General features: G+C 72.2%; 21 protein-coding genes and 1 riboswitch. Of the genes, 19 read left to right on the top strand and 2 right to left on the bottom strand.

What is annotated here, in order from left to right; genetic code table 11:
• Positions 1-75: 75 nt before the first annotated feature.
• From def to ACQP00_RS41750, 3 genes are read left to right on the top strand one after another with little or no spacing between them, the layout of a single operon-like run.
• Positions 76-624, top strand: coding sequence for a peptide deformylase (gene def / locus ACQP00_RS41760; protein ID WP_433207655.1), 549 nt, complete (start codon positions 76-78; stop codon positions 622-624).
• Complete coding sequence (gene fmt / locus ACQP00_RS41755; RefSeq protein ID WP_433207652.1) at positions 621-1,568, top strand: methionyl-tRNA formyltransferase; 948 nt, start codon at positions 621-623, stop codon at positions 1,566-1,568. Before def ends, fmt begins: the two co-directional genes overlap by 4 nt.
• Positions 1,568-3,010, top strand: a complete 1,443-nt coding sequence (locus ACQP00_RS41750; RefSeq protein ID WP_433207649.1) for an RsmB/NOP family class I SAM-dependent RNA methyltransferase — start codon at positions 1,568-1,570, stop codon at positions 3,008-3,010. Before fmt ends, ACQP00_RS41750 begins: the two co-directional genes overlap by 1 nt.
• On the opposite strand, the gene ACQP00_RS41745 is transcribed toward ACQP00_RS41750, so the two are convergent.
• The gene (locus ACQP00_RS41745; RefSeq protein WP_433207646.1) at positions 2,994-3,512 is read right to left on the bottom strand and encodes a hemerythrin domain-containing protein; all 519 of its coding nucleotides are present in this window, start codon (positions 3,510-3,512) and stop codon (positions 2,994-2,996) included. The two genes, ACQP00_RS41750 and ACQP00_RS41745, sit on opposite strands and share 17 nt — an antisense overlap.
• A gap of 71 nt (positions 3,513-3,583) precedes the next feature.
• On the opposite strand from ACQP00_RS41745, the gene rpe reads away from it, so the two are divergent.
• From rpe to ribH, 6 genes are all read left to right on the top strand, one after another.
• The gene (rpe, locus tag ACQP00_RS41740) at positions 3,584-4,249 is read left to right on the top strand and encodes a ribulose-phosphate 3-epimerase (protein ID WP_433207643.1); all 666 of its coding nucleotides are present in this window, start codon (positions 3,584-3,586) and stop codon (positions 4,247-4,249) included.
• A gap of 42 nt (positions 4,250-4,291) precedes the next feature.
• Positions 4,292-5,242 carry a GGDEF domain-containing response regulator gene (locus tag ACQP00_RS41735; RefSeq protein WP_433207640.1) on the top strand — a complete coding sequence of 317 codons (951 nt, stop codon included), beginning with the start codon at positions 4,292-4,294 and terminating at the stop codon, positions 5,240-5,242.
• A 67-nt stretch (positions 5,243-5,309) separates the two neighbouring features.
• A riboswitch (FMN riboswitch) is annotated at positions 5,310-5,458 on the top strand.
• Between the two features lie 118 nt (positions 5,459-5,576).
• Entirely contained in the window at positions 5,577-6,605 is a 1,029-nt protein-coding gene (gene ribD / locus ACQP00_RS41730; protein ID WP_433207637.1) for a bifunctional diaminohydroxyphosphoribosylaminopyrimidine deaminase/5-amino-6-(5-phosphoribosylamino)uracil reductase RibD, read from the top strand.
• Positions 6,606-6,608: 3 nt separating this feature from the next.
• Positions 6,609-7,205: a riboflavin synthase gene (locus tag ACQP00_RS41725; RefSeq protein ID WP_433207634.1), complete on the top strand. Its 597-nt coding sequence runs from the start codon at positions 6,609-6,611 to the stop codon at positions 7,203-7,205.
• A complete protein-coding gene (locus tag ACQP00_RS41720) occupies positions 7,202-8,446 on the top strand; it encodes a bifunctional 3,4-dihydroxy-2-butanone-4-phosphate synthase/GTP cyclohydrolase II (protein ID WP_433207631.1) in 1,245 nt (414 codons plus the stop codon). Before ACQP00_RS41725 ends, ACQP00_RS41720 begins: the two co-directional genes overlap by 4 nt.
• On the top strand, positions 8,446-8,922 hold the full coding sequence (gene ribH / locus ACQP00_RS41715; protein WP_433207628.1) for a 6,7-dimethyl-8-ribityllumazine synthase: 477 nt from the start codon (positions 8,446-8,448) through the stop codon (positions 8,920-8,922). Before ACQP00_RS41720 ends, ribH begins: the two co-directional genes overlap by 1 nt.
• 70 nt (positions 8,923-8,992) lie before the next feature.
• Here the strand turns inward: ribH and ACQP00_RS41710 are convergent, their stop codons facing one another.
• A complete protein-coding gene (locus ACQP00_RS41710; RefSeq protein WP_433207625.1) occupies positions 8,993-9,481 on the bottom strand; it encodes a hypothetical protein in 489 nt (162 codons plus the stop codon).
• Positions 9,482-9,588: 107 nt separating this feature from the next.
• On the opposite strand from ACQP00_RS41710, the gene ACQP00_RS41705 reads away from it, so the two are divergent.
• From ACQP00_RS41705 to pheS, 10 genes are all read left to right on the top strand, one after another.
• Entirely contained in the window at positions 9,589-10,155 is a 567-nt protein-coding gene (locus tag ACQP00_RS41705; RefSeq protein WP_433207622.1) for a SigE family RNA polymerase sigma factor, read from the top strand.
• 82 nt (positions 10,156-10,237) lie between these two features.
• Positions 10,238-11,254, top strand: a complete 1,017-nt coding sequence (locus tag ACQP00_RS41700) for a Gmad2 immunoglobulin-like domain-containing protein (protein ID WP_433207619.1) — start codon at positions 10,238-10,240, stop codon at positions 11,252-11,254.
• Positions 11,255-11,319: 65 nt separating this feature from the next.
• A complete protein-coding gene (locus tag ACQP00_RS41695; protein WP_433207616.1) occupies positions 11,320-11,583 on the top strand; it encodes a phosphoribosyl-ATP diphosphatase in 264 nt (87 codons plus the stop codon).
• Positions 11,584-11,625: 42 nt separating this feature from the next.
• The gene (hisG, locus tag ACQP00_RS41690) at positions 11,626-12,474 is read left to right on the top strand and encodes an ATP phosphoribosyltransferase (protein ID WP_433207613.1); all 849 of its coding nucleotides are present in this window, start codon (positions 11,626-11,628) and stop codon (positions 12,472-12,474) included.
• A gap of 163 nt (positions 12,475-12,637) precedes the next feature.
• Complete coding sequence (locus ACQP00_RS41685; protein WP_433207610.1) at positions 12,638-13,108, top strand: PH domain-containing protein; 471 nt, start codon at positions 12,638-12,640, stop codon at positions 13,106-13,108.
• Between the two features lie 228 nt (positions 13,109-13,336).
• The gene (gene infC, locus ACQP00_RS41680) at positions 13,337-13,963 is read left to right on the top strand and encodes a translation initiation factor IF-3 (protein ID WP_433224166.1); all 627 of its coding nucleotides are present in this window, start codon (positions 13,337-13,339) and stop codon (positions 13,961-13,963) included.
• A 190-nt stretch (positions 13,964-14,153) separates the two neighbouring features.
• On the top strand, positions 14,154-14,348 hold the full coding sequence (rpmI, locus tag ACQP00_RS41675; protein WP_433066849.1) for a 50S ribosomal protein L35: 195 nt from the start codon (positions 14,154-14,156) through the stop codon (positions 14,346-14,348).
• Positions 14,349-14,443: 95 nt separating this feature from the next.
• Complete coding sequence (rplT, locus tag ACQP00_RS41670; protein ID WP_432837158.1) at positions 14,444-14,806, top strand: 50S ribosomal protein L20; 363 nt, start codon at positions 14,444-14,446, stop codon at positions 14,804-14,806.
• Positions 14,807-14,828: 22 nt separating this feature from the next.
• A complete protein-coding gene (locus ACQP00_RS41665; protein ID WP_433207607.1) occupies positions 14,829-15,581 on the top strand; it encodes a TrmH family RNA methyltransferase in 753 nt (250 codons plus the stop codon).
• A gap of 133 nt (positions 15,582-15,714) precedes the next feature.
• A complete protein-coding gene (gene pheS / locus ACQP00_RS41660; protein WP_433207604.1) occupies positions 15,715-16,800 on the top strand; it encodes a phenylalanine--tRNA ligase subunit alpha in 1,086 nt (361 codons plus the stop codon).
• Position 16,801: the final 1 nt, after the last annotated feature.

Genomic DNA, 16,801 nt, shown 5'->3' with positions numbered 1-16,801 from the left:
CGCGGCACGGGCTCTAGACTTGACAGGCTCGAATTCCACCGATCCTCGGTCCGATTCTTCACGTTGGGGTGCCGCTTGACCGTCCAGTCCGTCCGCCTGTTCGGCGATCCAGTGCTGCGCACCGAGGCCGACCCGGTCGTCGACTTCGACAAGGAGCTGCGCAAGCTGGTGAGCGACCTGCTGGAGACCATGCACCAGCAGAACGGCACCGGGCTCGCCGCGCCGCAGATCGGGGTCGGGCTGCGGGTGTTCTCCTTCGACGTCGACGACGTCGTCGGGCACCTGGTCAACCCGGTGCTGGAGTTCCCCGACGAGGAGGAGCAGGACGGGCCCGAGGGCTGCTTGTCCATCCCCGGGGTGTACATCGACACCAAGCGGCGGCAGAACGTCATCGCCAAGGGGTTCAATCAGCACGGCGACCCGATCCAGATCGTCGGCACCGGGCTGATGGCCCGCTGTGCCCAGCACGAGACCGACCACCTCGACGGGGTGCTGTTCGTGGACCGCCTCGATCCCGAGCGACGGAAGCAGGCCATGAAGGAGATCCGGGCAGCGGAGTGGTACAACCCCGAAGCGCCGCCGGTGGTCAAGGCGAGCCCGCACGGGCTGTTCGGCATCCGATGAGGCTGGTCTTCGCGGGCACGCCCCAGGTGGCCCTGCCCGCCCTCGACGCGATCGCCGACTCCAAGCACGAGCTCGTGGCGGTCGTCACGCGCCCGGACGCGCCCTCGGGCCGCGGCCGCAACCTGGTCCCGTCGCCGGTCAGCGCCTGGGCCGCGGCGCGGAAGATTCCCGTCCTCACCCCGGCCAAGCCGCGCGAGCCCGAGTTCCAGGACCGGCTGCGCGAGCTGGAGCCCGACTGCGCGCCGGTCGTCGCCTACGGCGCCCTGGTCCCGCGCAGCGCGCTGGACATTCCCCGGTACGGCTGGGTGAACCTGCACTTCTCGCTGCTGCCGGCCTGGCGCGGCGCGGCTCCGGTCCAGCACGCCGTCCTGCACGGCGACGAGGTCACCGGCGCGAGCGTGTTCCTGCTGGAGGAGGGGCTGGACACCGGCCCGGTCTACGGCACGCTGACCGAGGCCGTCGGGCCCCGCGACACCTCCGGCGACCTGCTGGAGCGGCTCGCCGTGTCGGGGGCGGAGCTGCTCGTGCGCGTCCTGGACGGGATCGAGGCGGGGACCCTGTCGGCGGTACCGCAGCCGCACGAAGGCATTTCGACCGCACCCAAGCTGACCGTCGAGGACGCGCAGGTGCGGTGGGCCGACCCGGCGTTCGCGGTCGACCGGCGGGTGCGCGCCTGCACCCCGGCCCCGAGCGCGTGGACGACGTTCCGCGGCGACCGGCTCAAGCTCGGCCCGGTGACCCCGCTCACGGCCGCGACCGTGATCGCCGGCAACCCGCCCGCGCCCGCACCCGGCGAGCTCGTCGTCGAGCGCAACCGGGTCCTGGTCGGCACCGGCACCGTCCCCGTGGTCCTCGGCACCGTCACCGCGCCCGGCAAGAAGGCGATGCCGGCCGACGCGTGGGCCCGGGGCGCCCGGGTCGAGTCCGGGGAGCTCGTGTCTTGATGCGCTCGGCTCCTCGGCGGGGCCCCGGTCAGCGGCCCGCCGGTGGGCGCGACGACCGGCTCGCCCGGCCCCCGCGGGGCGGCCGGCCCGCGATCGACCCGGCCCGCGAGGCCGCGTACGAGGCCGTGGCCGCCGTGCACCGCGACGACGCCTACGCCAACCTCGTCCTGCCCGGCATCCTGCGCGAGAACGGGGTGTCGGGGCGCGATGCGGCGTTCGCGACCGAGCTGACCTACGGCACGCTGCGCCAGACCGGCACCCTCGACGCGATCGTGGCCGCCGCGGCCGACCGGGCGATGGAGCGCATCGACCCGCCGGTGCGCGACGCGCTGCGGATCGGGGCGTACCAGCTGCTGCACATGCGCGTCGGCGCCCACGCAGCCGTGGCCACCACCGTGGACCTGGTCCGCTCGCTGGTCCCGGGCGCGGCCGGCTTCTCCAACGCGGTCCTGCGCCGGGTCGCCGAGTCCGACCGCGCGGCCTGGATCGAGCGCCTGGCCCCGGCCGACCCGATCGGCCGGGCCGCGCTCGCGCACGCCCACCCGGCGTGGATCGTCAACGCGTTCGCCGACGCGCTGGGCTCGCTCGACGAGGCCGAGCTGGCTTTGGACGCGGACAACCTGCCGCCGCCGGTGCACCTGTGCGCCCGGCCGGGCCTGATCAGCGGGGCCGACCTGGCCGCGTCGCTGCGCGGGGCGACCGTCGGGCGGTACTCGCCGTTCACGGTCGTGCTGTCGGGCGGTGGCGACCCGGGCGGCATCGCGGCCGTGCGCGACGGGCGGGCCCACGTGCAGGACGAGGGCAGCCAGCTCGTCGCCGCGGTGCTCGCCGACGCCGAGCTCACCGGGCCGGACGAGCGCTGGCTCGACCTGTGCGCGGGCCCCGGCGGCAAGGCGGGACTGCTCGGCGCGCTGGCGGCCGAGCGGGACGCGCACGTGACCGCGGTCGAGGTCGCCCACCACCGGGCGGCGCTGGTCGCCCGGGCCACGGAGCGGCTGCCGGTCTACACGATCAACGCGGACGGCCGCGACGTCGGCAAGGACCAGGACCTGCCCGAGGGCGGGTTCGACCGGGTGCTCGTGGACGCGCCGTGCACCGGCCTGGGGGCCCTGCGCCGCCGGCCCGAGGCACGCTGGCGCCGCCAGCCGTCGGACCTGCCGCCGCTGACCCGGCTGCAGCGGGAGCTGCTGCAGTCGGCGTTTCGCGCGGTACGGCCCGGCGGTGTCGTGGCGTACGTCACGTGCTCGCCGCACCAGGCCGAGACCGAGGTGTCGGTGACGGAGGCGGCCCGCCGCGCGTCGATCGACATGGAGCTGATGGACGCGCGCCCCCACCTGCCGGCGAGCCTGCCCGAGGTGGGCACCGGCCCCACGGTCCAGCTGTGGCCGCACCGGCACGGTACCGACGCGATGTTCGTGGCTCTGCTCAAACGTGCGAGCTAGAGCGCTGGTGCGGGATCAGCGCGGCCACCCCGGCCCGTGACCCGCACCCGGCCGCGATCAGCCGGTCCCGCTCGGCGACCCAGGCCCGCCCGAGCGCGGCCCGGGTCGCGGCGTCCAGCCGCAGCCGGGCGTCGTTGAGCAGGGTGCGCTCCTCCTCGTCGAGGTGGTGCATCAGGGAGTTGGACAGCTTGCCCAGCGCCCGGTCGAACTCCGGCGCGAGCACGTCGCCGACGTCGAGCAGGGCCAGCAGCCGGACGTGCCCCTCGACGTGCTCGTCGGCCCCGTGCTCCACGTGGTCGCCGCCGCCGAACAGCTCGCGCAGCTTCGGGTACACCTCCGACTCCTCCGCCGCCGCGTGCCCCACGAGGAGGTCGGCGAGCTCGGCCCGCACCGCCGTGCGCCGGGCCCGCACCCCCTCGGTGTCGGTGTCACGGGCCCGAAGCGTGCGCAGCAACCGCTCGAACCGTACGTGATCGCTGATGATGGCCTCGACGACATCCATACCTGACATTCTCGCAGGAATGCCGCGGGGTTCGCGGCGGGCGGGCCGAGTTCGCCGATAGCATCACGCCTGTGCCGGACAACCTGCTGATCGCGCCCTCGATTCTCGCTGCGGACTTCGCTCGCCTGGCCGAGGAGGCCCGCGCCGTCGAGGGGGCCGCGGACTGGCTGCACGTCGACGTCATGGACTACCACTTCGTGCCCAACCTGACGATCGGGCTGCCGGTGGTCAAGAGCCTGCGCGCGGCGACCACGATGCCGTTCGACTGCCACCTCATGATCTCCGACCCGGCCCGCTGGGCGACCGACTACGCCGAGGCCGGGGCCTACAACGTGACGTTCCACGCCGAGGCGGCCACCGACCCGGTCGCCGTCGCCAAGGACCTGCACGCGGCCGGCAGCCGCGCCGGGCTGGCGATCGACCGCGACACGCCGGTCGAGGGGTACCTGGAGCTGCTGCCGCACTTCGACCTGCTGCTGATCATGACCATCAAGGCCGGCTTCGGCGGCCAGGCCTTCCTGCCCGAGCTGCTGGACAAGGTCCGCACGGCCCGCCGCCACATTGACACCGGTCATCTCGATTTGCGCATTGAAGTCGACGGCGGCGTGGCCGAAGATACGATCGCGGCGTGTGCGCAGGCGGGGGCGGACACGTTCGTGGCCGGAACCGCCGTCTACGCGGCGGACGACCCGGCCGCGGCCGTGCGCAAGCTGCGCGCGCTCGCCGCCGGCGGCTGAGCGCCGTGCACCCGAACGAGTGACCTGACAGACGGGACGGCAGTGGGCGAACGCGACGTGATCCTCGTGGTCGACGACGACGTCGACATCGCCCGGTTCATCAAGGTGAACCTCGACCTCGAGGGCTTCGAGGTGCTGGTGGCCAACGACGGGGCGACCGCGCTCGGCCTCATCCACGAGCACAAGCCCGCGCTCGCGGTCGTGGACTGGATGATGCCGCAGCTGGACGGCCTGGAGCTGACCCGCAAGCTGCGGGCCGACCCGATGACCGCCTCGATGCCGGTGATCCTGCTGACCGCCCGCGGGCAGACCGCCGACAAGGTGATCGGCCTGCAGGCCGGGGCCGACGACTACCTGGTCAAGCCGTTCGACACCACCGAGCTCGTCGCCCGGGTGCACTCCACGCTGCGGCGCAACAAGGAGAACCGCGAGGTGTCGCCGCTGACGGGGCTGCCCGGCAACAGCCGCATCCTGCGCGAGATCACCGACCGGGCCCGGGCCGGCACCGACTTCGCCGTCTCGCACGTGGACATCGACCGGTTCAAGCCGGTCAACGACGTGTACGGCTTCCAGCGCGGCGACGAGTTCATCATCGCGCTGGCCCGCGCGCTGCACCGGGCCGTGGTTGACATCGGGCTGCCGCCGGCCTTCCTGGGCCACATCGGGGGCGACGACTTCCTCATCGTGTGCACCCCGGAGCAGCTCAAGGACCTCACCACCAACGCGATCCTGGCCTTCGAGGCGGCCGCCGACGCCCTCTACGACCCGGTGGACGCCGAGCGCGGCTACATCGAGGTCGTCTCCCGCACCGGCGAGGTCCAGCAGCCCAACCTGGTCACCCTGTCGATCGGGGTGGCCGTCGCGACCCCCGAGAGCGGCAAGTTCACCGACCCCCGCGAGGTCATCTCGATCGCCACCGAGATGAAGAAGGTGGCCAAGAAGCACAACGGCAACTACGTGGCCGTCGACCGGCGCAGCGCCGTCGAGTTGTGACACATATCCCGCAACGGAGAAGGTAAGGACCGGCGGATGTGTGTCAGACTCAGCGTAAGTACCCACCACGCGCTGGCGGGGCTCGGTGAAATTCCGAACCGGCGGTAACCGCCCCTGACGGGAGCGGAAGCCCGCGACCCGGTCGAAGCCATCGGCCGGTGGACCTGGTGTGAGTCCAGGGCCGACGGTCAAAGTCCGGATGGGAGTTCAGCGCGCGGGATCCGGTGTCACCCGTTTTCGGGGGATTCCGGAGGGTCGCCGCGCGTTTCCCGGCGCTGACCGGGTGCCATTGGCGTCCCCCCGCGTGTGATCACGGACCACGCGGGAGAGGGCCATGGCAGACGACGAGACGTTCATGCGACGCGCCATCGAGCTGGCGCGCCTGAGCCTCGGCGAGACCAGCCCGAACCCCAATGTCGGCTGCGTGCTGGTCGCGCCCGGTGGCGAGATCGTCGGCGAGGGGCGCACGGCTCCGGCCGGCGGGCCGCACGCCGAGGTCCGGGCGCTGCTGGCGGCGGGCGAGCGGGCCCGCGGGGCCACCGCCTATGTCACCCTGGAGCCCTGCAACCACACGGGTCGCACCGGCCCCTGCTCGCGCGCCCTGGTCGCGGCCGGGGTGGCCCGGGTCGTGGTCGGGGTGGCCGACCCCAACCCGGTCGCCGCCGGGGGGGCCGAGACGTTGCGCGCCGCCGGGGTCGTCGTCGAAATCGGTCTGGTACTGCACGAAGCCGCCCACGACGCGATGGAGGGCTGGCTCACCGCGGTCACCCGGGGCACCCCTTACGTCATCTGGAAGTTCGCCGCCACCATGGACGGCCGCTCGGCCGCCGCCGACGGCACCAGCAAGTGGATCACGTCCCCGGACGCCCGGGCCGACGTGCACCGCCTGCGCTCCGGCGTCGACGCGATCATCGCCGGCATCGGCACCGTCCTGGCCGACGATCCCCAGCTCACCGTCCGCTCCCCGCAGGGCGTGCCGGCCGACCGGCAGCCGCTGCGGGTGGTCGTCACCGGCAAGCGCGGCGCCGAGCTCGACGGCGGCACCTTCCGCATCATGGACCGCTCGGCCGCCACCTGGGTGACGCCGGGTGCCGACCTGCCGGCCATGCTGCGCGAACTCTATGCCCGCGGGGTGCGGGTGGCGCTGCTGGAGGGCGGCCCGACCCTCGCCGGGGCGTTCCTGGCGGCCGGCCTGGTCGACCGGGTCGTCGCCTATCTCGCGCCCAAGCTGCTCGGGGCCGGACCGGCCGCCCTGGGCTTCGCGGGCATCTCCAGCATCGCCGAGGCCTTGACGCTCGACGTTGTCGACCTAGCCCGGATCGGGCCCGATGTGCGCCTGACGGCGACAGTGAAAGGTGCGTGAGCAGTGTTCACCGGCATCATCGAAGAGCTCGGGACCGTCGTGGGGATCGACGAGCTGGGCGACTCCGCCCGCCTCGCGATCCGCGGCGCGACCGTCACCGCCGACGCCGCCCACGGCGACTCGATCTCGGTCAACGGGGTCTGCCTGACCGTGGTCGACAACGCCGACGGGGTCTTCACCGCCGATGTGATGGGGGAGTCGCTCAAGCGCTCGACGCTCGGCGCGCTGCGGTCCGGCTCGGCGGTGAACCTCGAGCGCGCGGCCACCATGGCCACCCGGCTCGGCGGGCACATCGTGCAGGGCCACGTCGACGGGGTCGGGGAGATCCTCTCCCGGGAGTCCGGCGACCAGTGGGAGACGGTGACGTTCGCGCTGCCCGAGGGGCTGGGGCGCTACGTCGTGGAGAAGGGTTCCATCACGGTCGACGGCATCTCGCTGACCGTCATGGCCGTCACGGAGGACACGTTCTCGGTCGGGCTGATCCCGACCACGCTCAAGCTCACCACGCTCGGCGCCAAGGGCGTCGGCGAGCGCGTCAACCTGGAGGTCGACATCATGGCCAAGTACGTGGAGAAGCTTCTGGGGAAGGCGCAGTCATGAGCGCGCCGATCACCAACCTGGACCCGATCGAGCGGGCGATCAAGGACATCGCGGACGGCCGCCCGGTCATCGTGGTGGACGACGAGGACCGCGAGAACGAGGGCGACCTGATCTTCGCGGCCGAGTTCGCCACCCCCGAGCTCGTCGCGTTCATGGTCCGCTACACGTCGGGCTACATCTGCGTGCCGATCACCGAGGCCGAGGCCGACCGGCTCGACCTCCCGCCGATGTACCGCACCAACCAGGACCGCCGCGGCACCGCGTACACGGTGACCGTCGACGCGCGCTTCGGCGGCACCACCGGCATCTCCGCCGCCGACCGGGCCCGCACCATCAAGCTGCTCTCCGCCGAGTCCACCCAGCCGCACGACCTGAGCCGGCCCGGGCACATCGTGCCGCTGCGGGCCAAGGACGGCGGGGTGCTGCGCCGGGCCGGGCACACCGAGGCCGCGGTCGACCTGGCCACCATGGCCGGCCTGCGCCCGGCCGGCGTGCTCTGCGAGATGGTCAACGACGACGGCACCATGATGCGGCTGCCGGACCTGCGCGCGTTCGCCGCCGAGCACGAGCTGGCCCTCATCAGCATCGCCGACCTCATCGCCTACCGCCGGCACACCGAGCAGCAGATCGAGCGGCTCGCGGAGACGCGGCTGCCCACCGAGCACGGGGTCTTCCGGGCGGTCGGGTACACCCAGCACTACGGCAACGGCGAGCACATCGCGCTCGTCTACGGCGACCTCGGCGACGGCGAGGACGTCCTGGTCCGGGTGCACTCCGAGTGCCTGACCGGCGACGTGTTCAGCTCGGTGCGCTGCGACTGCGGCCCCCAGCTGGAGGCCTCGCTGAAGATGGTGGCCGCCGAGGGCCGCGGCGTGGTGCTCTACATGCGCGGGCACGAGGGGCGGGGCATCGGCCTCATCCACAAGCTGCAGGCGTACCAGCTGCAGGACCTCGGCCGGGACACCGTGGACGCCAATCTGGACCTCGGCCTGCCCGCCGACGCGCGCGACTACGGCACCGGCGCCCAGATCCTGGTCGACCTCGGGATCAAAACCATGCGGCTGCTCACGAACAATCCGGCGAAGCGCGCGGGTCTGGAAGGGTACGGTCTGTCCGTGCTGGGTCGTGTGCCCCTGCCCACCCGGCCGCATCCCGAGAACGTGCGCTACCTGCGCACCAAGCGGGACCGCATGGGGCACCTGCTGGACGAGCTCGACGAGGTCGCGGAGGGACTGGCGTAATGGCAGGAAGTGGGGCGCCCGTACTGCAGCGGGTGGACGGCAGCGGTCTGACGCTCGGCATCGTGGCCACCCGGTGGCACGGTGAGCTGGTCGACCACATGCTGAACCGGGCGATCGAGGCCGGCGAGGCGTCGAACGTGGACCACATCACGGTGGCCCGGGTCGACGGCGCGGTCGAGCTGCCGGTGCTGGCGCAGGGCCTGGCCCACCGGTTCGACGCGGTGGTCGCGCTCGGCGTGGTCATCCGCGGCGACACGGCGCACTTCGAGTACGTCTGCCAGTCCGTCACCGACGGACTGACCCGGGTCGCCCTGGACTGCGCGACGCCGGTCGCGCACGGGGTGCTCACGGTCGACAACTACGAGCAGGCGCGGGCCCGGGCCGGGTTCGCCGACTCCGCGGAGGACAAGGGCTACGCGGCCTCGATCGCCGCCCTGGACGCGGCGGTCGCGCTGCGCCTGGTCGCCAAGTCCTGAACCGTTCCAGAACGAAGGGGTGGGAGCCGCGCTCCCACCCCTTTTCCGCGTGCTCAGATTTTCCGTGCGCTCAGACCTCGAGGGCGGCGGCCAGCTCGTCGCGGAAGCCGCGCTCGGCCGGGGTGACCTGCTCGCCGCCGATGCCGAGCACCCCGCCGGTGCTGGCCGCGCCGACGACCACGTCGGCGACGGTGACGACCCAGTAGCGGTACGCCTCGGCGTCGGCGTGCTCGGACTTGCCGGCCAGCAGCTCGTGGGCCGCGCGGGCCCGCGAGATCACGTCGGCCAGGCCCGCGTCCCGGTCGGGGAACTGGATGACCGGCGGGTCCTCGCCGTCGGTGACGTCACCCTGGCGGCTGACCACCTCGGCGGCGACGGTCTTCACGAGCTCGCTGGACGAGCCGCGGCCGTCGGCGATCGCGGTCATGCCCGCCGTCCACTCCTCGCGGGTCCGCCGGGTGCCGTCGGCCTCGGCCTGGGACGCGGCGATCAGGACGGACTGGGGGAGCCCGACGAGCAGGCCCCACTCTTCGTCGGTGTACTTCGGCTCCGTATCCACGAGGCTCAGGGTAACCAGGTGATCAGCCCGGTAAACCGATGGGCGGACCCGCGCGTCGTCTGGGTGTGATGGCCGAAGCCACCGCCGCGGCATGGGACGGTAATCCGGTGCGGGCAGCGACCCCAGACAGTTCGATTCCGGACGGATCGACGCGCGACGACGACGCGCGGCGGTGGAGCGCCGACGACGCGATCGGGGCGCTGTTCGCCGCGCACTACCGGGGGCTGGTGCGCCTCGCGGTGCTGCTCCTGCACGACGAGGGGGTCGCGGAGGACGTGGTCCAGGACGCGTACGTCGCGCTGCACCGCCGGTGGCGGCGGCTGCGCGACGCGGACAAGGCGCTGGCGTACCTGCGCACCAGCGTGCTCAACGGGGCCCGGTCGGCGCTGCGCAAGCGGGGCGTGGCCGAGCGGCACATCGCCCGCGGGCCGGACGGACCCCTGATCGTGGCGAGCGCGGAGACGGGCGCGCTGAGCCTGCTGCGGCACCGGGAGGTCCTGGAGGCGGTACGGCGCCTGCCCACCCGCCAGCGCGAGGCGATCGTGCTGCGGTACTACGCCGAGCTCTCCGAGGCCGAGATCGCCGACGCGATGGGGGTCAGCCGCGGCGCGGTCAAGAGCCACGCCTCCCGCGGCATGCAGGCCCTGCGGCAGAGCCTGGAGGCGGCACTGTGAGTGGTCTGGAGCGAAGCGGAGGAGCCGCTCACCGGGGGCGCAGGGTTGTCGCGCCGGCGCCGGAGCTTGCGGAGGTGACGGCGTGAGGCCCGGGCAGAGCGCCGAGGACCGGCTGCGGGAGGCCTTGCGGGCGCGGGCCGACGAGGTGGAGACGTCGCCGGACGCGCTGCCGAACATCCGCCGGCGCACCGCGGCCGGCACCTGGCAGCGCAGCCTGCGCACGGCTCTCGCCTCGGCGGCCGCGGTGGCCGCGGCGATCGCGATCGGCGTGGTGGTCGTGGCGAGCGCCGGGGACGAGCACCGCACCCTGCCGCCGGGGTCCTCGCCGAGCCAATCGCGGTCCGAGCCGCCGACGAGCCCCAGCGCGCGGCCGCCGAGCGGGGCGGCACCGCAGGAGGTCGACCTGCCCGCCTATTTCACCCGCAACGGCCGCTTGTACCGCGAGTTCCTCCCCGCCACCGCCGGTGACGACGCGGGCCGCCTCAAGGCCGCCGTGACGCTCTCCCTGCAGGGCCGGGCCAAGGATCCCGACTACAAGAGCCTCTGGCCCGCCGACGTCGAGGTGCACGGCGTCGCGATCTCCGGCAGCCAGGTCACCGTGGACCTCGGCGGGGTCGGCACCGCCCCGGCAGAGGCCAAGCTCGCCGTCCAGCAGCTCGTGTACACCGTCCTGGCCGCCGCGCGGTACACCTCGATGGGGCACAGCGACGGGGTGCGGCTGCTCGTCGACGGGCAGCCCGTGGCCCGGCTGTGGGGGGCGGTCGACACCAGCGGGCTGCTGCGCCAGGGGACGCTGTCCGAGCTGCAGGCGCCGGTCTGGGTCATCGAGCCCGACCAGGGGGCGGTGGTGGGGAAGACGTTCACGGCGTACGTCGCCGGAGTGGTCTTCGAAGGCACCGTCCGCGTGCGGGTCCGCGACGCCGCCGGCGCCATCGTCTACGACCAGTCCGTGCAGCTCACGGCTGGCGCCCCGGCGCTGGGGGAGGCGCGCGTGCAGATTTCGCTGCCTTCCGGGCGGTACACCGTGGAGGCGTTTTTCGTCTCTGAGAAGGACGGCAGCGTCCAATGGGTGGACGATCACGAGTTCTCGGTGGGGTGACCGGCGACACGCCTGTCATCAAAGCGATTCCGTTTCCGGCCCCAGGCCTGCGAGAATCCCTGCCCGTGAAGACCTTCGACGAGCTGTTCGCCGAGCTGAGCGACAAGGCGGCGGCCGGCACCCCGGGATCCGGCACCGTGGCGGCGCTGGAGAAGGGTGTGCATTTCATCGGCAAGAAGGTCGTGGAGGAGGCCGCCGAGAGCTGGATGGCCGCCGAGCACGAGGGAGCCGAGCGCACCGCGGAGGAGCTTTCCCAGCTGCTCTACCAGGTGCAGTGCCTGATGCTGGCGACAGGGCTGTCGCTGGAGGACGTCTACCGACATCTGTAGGTCGGTCCCCCCGTCCTTTCCGCACTCCGAGGAGACAAGCCCGTGCTTCGCATCGCCGTGCCCAACAAGGGCACCCTCGCCCTGCCCGCCACCCAGATGCTCCAGGAGGCCGGCTACCGCCAGCGCTCCGACCCCAAGGACCTGCTCTGCCGCGACGAGCCCAACGGCGTCGAGTTCTTCTACCTGCGGCCCCGCGACATCGCCACCTACGTCGGCTCGGGCGACCTCGACCTCGGCATCACCGGCGGCGACCTGCTCATCGACGCGGGCAGCCCGGCCGTGGAGGTGCTCGACCTCGACTTCGGCCGCGCCACCTTCCGCTTCGCCGCCGTGCCCGGCTCGGTGAAGGGCTCCGCCCCGTCCGACCTGGAGGGGCTGCGGATCGCCACCGCCTACCCGGGCGTCATGGAGCGCTACTTCGCCGAGCACGGCGTGCGGGCCGAGGTCATCCGGCTCGACGGCGCCGTGGAGAACGCCATCCGCCTCGGCGTGGCCGACGTCATCGCCGACGTGGTGGAGACGGGCAAGACCCTGCGCCAGGCCGGGCTGGAGACGCTCGGCGAGCCGATCCTCAAGTCCTCGGCGCTGCTCATCCGCCGCGCGGGCGAGGAGCCGGCCGGGATGGCCCAGCTGCTGCGCCGGCTGCAGGGCGTGCTCGTGGCCCGCCAGTACGTGATGCTCGCCTACGACGTGCGCGAGGACGCCCTCGACGCGGCGGTCGCGCTCACCCCGGGCATCGAGTCGCCCACGATCTCCAACCTGCACCGCGAGGGCTGGCTGGCCGTGCAGGCCATGGTCCGCCAGGCCGAGGTGCACCGGATCATGGACGAGCTCTACGAGGTTGGTGCGCGGGCCATTCTGGTGACTGGAATCCACGCCTGTCGCCTGTAGGACCCTCTGGGGCTGGACGGGCACTGGAAGGTCTTGGCGCTGTGTGGGCGCCTTGGCAGCGGGGTTGGACCGTCGAATGTCCTGAAAAGCGGTGGGGGAGCTTCGCTCCACCCACACCCCCTCAAAACCGCACCGGGTCCCTCCTAGTGGCAGACTGGGGGCCGTGAGCAGCACACCAGTCACGGCCCCTGTCATCGCCCGGCCTCAGCGGGCCCGGGTCATCGCGTATGTCCTTGCGCTCGTCGTCGTGGTGGTCTTCACGCTCATTGCGTTCGGGCTGCACGGCAAGACGGGCGATGGCCCCGGCTACTTTCAGCGCGGCGACCAGGCGGCGATGATCGGGCTCGGGCTTTGTGCGGCGGCCGGCATCCTGTTGATGACGCGGCCGAAGGTTGAGGCCGATGCGCAGGGGGTGCGGGTGCGCAACATCATCGGCTCGTATGACCTGCCGTGGGAGGTTGTGCGGGCGGTCACGTTCGGGCGGGGGGCGCCGTGGCTGACGCTGGACCTGCACGATGACGAGAAGGTCGCGGTGATGGCGGTGCAGATGTCCGACAAGGAGTACGCCGTGAAGGCGGCCAAGCGGCTGCGGGCGCTGCACACGGCGAGCTTGACACCGACCGTGGTAGAGTAGTTTTCGTCGACCGCATCCCGCCCACAACGGGATGTCCGAAGCGGGGCGTTAGCCCCCACCCGCGCAGCTGACACGGCGGCCGGGTCCGGTCCGATCGTAGTGGCCTCCACCGGCCGCGGCGATCGAACGGCCCTCGCCTGCGCATGCGCGGCGGGGGTTTTTGGCGTTCCCCGGCCGGACCGGGGGTGCGGAAGACCGCAGAGTTGAAGTACCTATCGAGGAGGCCACATCAGCGTCGAGCCACGCGTCAACGAGCAGATCCGGGCACGTGAGGTCCGGCTGGTCGGCCCGGAGGGTGAGCAGGTGGGCATCGTCCCGCTCGAGCGCGCGCTCCAGCTGGCCGCCGACGTGGACCTGGACCTGGTCGAAGTTGCGCCCATGGCACGCCCGCCCGTCTGCAAGCTCATGGACTTCGGCAAGTTCAAGTACGAGAGCGCGCTCAAGGCCCGGGAAGCCCGGCGTAACCAGCAGCAGACCGTCATCAAGGAGATGAAGCTCCGCCCGAAGATCGATCCGCACGACTACGAGACCAAAAAGGGTCACGTGGTGCGGTTCCTCAAGGCGGGCGACAAGGTCAAGGTAACGATCATGTTCCGTGGCCGCGAGCAGAGCCGCCCGGAGCTTGGTTTCCGGCTGCTGCGCAAGCTCTCGGACGAGATTTCGGAGCTGGGTTTCGTCGAGGCCGCGCCGAAGCAGGACGGCCGCAACATGATCATGGTCTTGGCACCGCATCGCAACGTGAAGGCCGCCGCGACCGAGCGTCGCGAGGGCAAGACGGAGGCGGACGGCAGCACGGGTCCGGAGGGCGAACCAATCGCCGACCTGCCCGAGCCGGTCACCGCCGACCAGGCTTAATTACAACGGCCTGACCAGGGCCGCCCCGGCGCCCCGGATCGCACCAGAGATCCGGGGGTGCCATAACGCCCGGGCCGCGACGAGCGGCCCGGGGCGTCGCACCATCATGTCCACCACCGCGTCGTGCGGGCGGGTCCGCACCATGCGGATGCCTGGCTGTGCGCCGGAGCTACTGAAGGGCAACATCAGCATGCCGAAGTTCAAACCGCACTCCGGGATGAGGAAGCGCGTCAAGGTCACCGGCAAGGGCAAGTTCCTCGCCGAGCCGGCCGGCAAGCGCCACCACCTCGAGGTCAAGGCGAGCAAGCAGACCCGCCGCCTGAGCGGCAACGTCGAGCTTGCCAAGACGGAGACCCGCAGGATCAAGAAGCTCCTCGGCCGGTAACCAGCGGCGCTCTCCCCCCGACCTTTCTTGACTTTCGACCGGCCTGTGACGGGGCGCAGCCCCCGAGGCCGGTCTTGCCTGAGGAGTAAAGAACCGTGGCACGCGTAAAGCGGGCGGTCAACGCCCAGAAGAAGCGCCGCACCGTCCTGGAGACCGCCAGCGGCTACCGCGGGCAGCGCTCGCGGCTGTACCGCAAGGCCAAGGAGCAGGTGCTGCACTCGATGCAGTACGCCTACCGTGACCGGCGCGACCGCAAGGGTGACTTCCGCCAGCTGTGGATCACCCGCATCAACGCCGCGGCCCGCGCGAACGGCATGACGTACAACCGCCTGATCCAGGGCCTGCGCCTCGCCGGTGTCGAGGTGGACCGCAAGATCCTGGCCGAGCTCGCCGTGAGCGACGAGAAGGCCTTCAGCGGCCTGGTCCAGGTGGCGAAGACGGCCGTTGCCGCCGCCTGACGACGATCGGTCGCGACCCGGGGTGTTCACCGTTCGAACGCCCCGGGTCGTTGCCGCTCGGCGCCTGCACCGCCGCCGGGACCGCGACGAGACCGGCCGCTTCCTGGCCGAGGGCCCGCAGGCGGTCCGCGAGGCCCTGAAGGCCGGCGTAGTGACCGAACTCTTCGCCACGGCCGAGGCCGCGAAGCGCTATCCGGAGTGGGACGCGTCGCTGGTGGATGACGCGGCGCTCGAGGCGCTCGCCGACACGGTGCAGCCGCAGGGCGTGGTGGCCGTCTGCCGGCAGCGCGACGTGCCGCTCGAACAGGCGCTTGCTCCCCGGCCCCGGCTCGTCGCCGTCTGCGTCGACATCCGCGACCCCGGCAACGCCGGCACCGTCCTGCGCACCGCCGACGCCGCCGGCGCCAAGGCCGTCATCTTCGCCGGCGACTCCGTCGACCCGTACAACGGCAAGGCCGTGCGCTCGTCGGCCGGCAGCCTGTTCCACGTCGACATCGTCCGGGCCCGCGACGCCGCCGGGACCGTCGCCGCGTTGCAAGCCGCAGGCCTGCAGGTCCTCGCCGCCGACGGCTACGGCGACGCCGATCTCTTCGAGGTCGCGACCTTGAGTGAGCCGAGTGCCTGGTTGTTCGGCTCGGAGGCGCACGGGCTGCCCAAGGAGCTCGACGCCGACCTGCGCGTGCGGGTGCCGCTCTACGGCGGGGCGGAGAGCCTGAATCTGGCTGCGGCCGCGGCGGTATGCTTGTACTCTTCCGCGAAAGCGATGAGGGAGTGACGTGATGATCCTGTTTATGCGGCCCGCCGGTGACGGTGGGCGGACAGGACGCACAACCTCCTGACACCTTCCCACGACCGGCGGGCGGACCTCTCTACACTGTCCGTGGCCAATCTCCCGTGGGAAGAGTCCGATGACGTACCGCAATGATCCGTACGATCCGAAACAGGCCGCGCTGCTCGACCAGGGCGCGCTCGACGACGCGGTCGCCGCGGCCGACAAGGCGTTCGCCGGAGCGGGCGACCTCGACGCGCTCGCCGCGCTCAAGCACCAGCACCTGGGCGACCGCGCACCGGTGTCGCTGGCCCGCCGGGAGATCGGCTCGCTGCCCCCGGCCGGCAAGGCCGACGCCGGCAAGCGCGTCAACCTCGCCCGCGTGGCGATCCAGTCCGCGTTCGACGCCCGCCTGGCCGCGCTGACCGCCGAGCGCGAGCAGCGCGTGCTGGTCGAGGAGGCGGTCGACGTCACCCTGCCGACCGCCCGCCGCCCGATCGGCGCCCAGCACCCGCTGACCAAGATCATGGAGCGGGTCGGCGACCTGTTCGTGAGCATGGGCTACGAGGTCGCCGAGGGTCCCGAGGTCGAGTGGGAGTGGTACAACTTCGACGCCCTCAACATGCACCCGGACCACCCGGCGCGCTCGATGATGGACACCTTCTTCGTCAAGGCCGGTGCTCCGCACGAGCGGGAGGACTCGCGGATCGTCCTGCGCACCCACACCTCGCCGGTGCAGGCGCGCACGATGACCAGCCGCAAGCCGCCGATCTACATCGTCTGCCCGGGCCGCACGTATCGCACCGACGAGCTCGACGCCACCCACACCCCGGTCTTCCACCAGGTCGAGGGCCTGGTCGTGGACAAGGGCATCACGATGGGCCACCTCAAGGGCACCCTGGACAACTTCGTCAAGGGGCTCTTCGGCGACCAGGCCCGCACCCGGCTGCGCCCGTCGTACTTCCCGTTCGTCGAGCCGGGCGCCGAGATCGACCTGTGGTTCCCGCAGCACCGCGACGGGCCGCGCTGGGTGGAGTGGGGCGGCTGCGGCATGGTCAACCCGCGGGTGCTGCGCGCGTGCGGGATCGACCCGGAGGAGTACTCCGGCTTCGCATTCGGCATGGGCATCGAGCGGGCGCTGATGTTCCGCAACGAGGCCGGTGACATGCGCGACATGGTGGAGGGCGACGTGCGGTACGCGCGGGCGTTCGGATGGGAGGCCTGAG

The organism is Dactylosporangium sp. CS-047395, from assembly GCF_050942185.1.
Taxonomy (GTDB): Bacteria; Actinomycetota; Actinomycetes; order Mycobacteriales; family Micromonosporaceae; genus Dactylosporangium.
The sequence above is the reverse complement of the archived record's forward strand: the minus strand, read 5'-3'. Positions and strand labels throughout refer to the sequence as shown.